This window comes from Streptomyces hilarionis (genome assembly GCF_024539675.1).
Taxonomy (GTDB): Bacteria; Actinomycetota; Actinomycetes; order Streptomycetales; family Streptomycetaceae; genus Streptomyces; species Streptomyces hilarionis.
Genome location: NZ_JAHHIT010000220.1, coordinates 10071 through 11458 on the forward strand (window position 1 = coordinate 10071; position 1388 = coordinate 11458).

Below are 1388 nucleotides of genomic sequence, written 5' to 3' on the forward strand. Positions count from 1 at the left end.
CGATGTCCTTCACCAACAGCCCGATGTTGTAGGGCTCGTGGGTGGAGTCGGCGGTGGACTGGCCGGCCGTGGCCGCGATGCGCAGTGACTTATGCATGACACAGGTTTCTACGCGCGTCACCCCCGGTCGCGCGAGACCCGCCGGGCAAAAAACGGGTCAAGCACCCCGGTGGGGCGGTTCAGGGCGTCGACGGCCGCCGCCGGGCCCGCGCGGCGGACGCATCGGCGCGACGCCTCAGCACTCCCCCCGCCAGGGCTCCCAGTCGCCGAGGTAGGCCGCGCGGGAGACCGATCGCGCCTGTTCGGGGGTGAGTTGGGGCCGGTTCTCGGGGACGGTGACCCGCGCTCCGGGCCCGCTGTTGCGGTACTCGGCGAACCGCTGGCTCTGCCAGGGGAAGGAGGCCGACATGTTCGCGTAGGGCGCGGCCGCGTCGATGCCGGCGCCCAGGCGGGTGTCGCGCACGACGAGGCTCGGACGGGCGGTGGCGTCGGAGCTGGGGACCCAGGGGCGGGCCAGCTTGTAGGCCGCGTCCGGGGCCCCGCTGCTGATCCGGCTGCGGACGACCAGGTACCCGGACGGGTTGGCGGCCGCCGTGGAGGGGGCGAAGACGAAGCCGTAGGGGGCCGCGGCCAGGTCGGTGCGGTTCAGGGTGCGGAAGTGGCAGCGCTCGTAGACGGCCGTGGCCCGGCCGAAGACGAAGTCGACGTCCCCCTCGGCGTAGCAGTCCGCGTAGTACTGGCGGGCGAAGGCGGTGAGGGCGAGGGAGTCGGCGTACAGGGTGTCCTGGTGGCCGAGGAAGCGGCAGTGGTGGAAGGCGGAGCGGTCGCCCTGGACCTTGACGGCGACGGCCTGGGTGCCGGTGACGTCGGGGTGGTCGGCGCGCAGCCAGTCGTTGGCGAAGGTGATCCAGCGGGCGGTGAAGCCGTCGGCCTGAAGGGTCGTGGTGGCCGAGCCGGTGGTGCCGTGGACGCCGCCCCCGGGCTTGGGGGTGCCGGCCGCGGTGTCGTGGACGATCACGACGTCCCGCGGGTCGCCGGTGGCGCCGATCCAGGTGGCGTCCGTGCGGGTGGCGTCGAGGACGACCCGCTCACGGTAGGAGCCGGCGGCGAGCACCAGGGTCCAGCCGCTGCCGGCGGCGGCCGCGACGGCGTCCCCCACGCAGGTGTGGTCGCCCCGGCCTAGCGGGTCGACGTACAGGGTGCGGGGGGTGAGCCGGGCGGCCGGGGATCCGTGACGGCCGAACGGGCGGCGCCCTCCGGCGGCGCGCGCGGGCGACGCGGCGAGACCGAGCGCGGCGGCCGTGCCGGCGCTCGCGGCGAGGAATCCCCTGCGGGACAGGGGGCGTGGGGGGGGGGGGGGGGGGGGGGGGGGGGGGGGGGGGGGGGGG

The 1388-nt window shown here is 75.9% G+C and carries 1 protein-coding gene; it reads right to left on the bottom strand.

The genetic code is table 11. The features are described from left to right. Positions 1-235: 235 nt before the first annotated feature. Positions 236-1339: a pectinesterase family protein gene (locus tag KMS84_RS35435; RefSeq protein ID WP_256920646.1), complete on the bottom strand. Its 1104-nt coding sequence runs from the start codon at positions 1337-1339 to the stop codon at positions 236-238. Positions 1340-1388 lie beyond the last annotated feature (49 nt).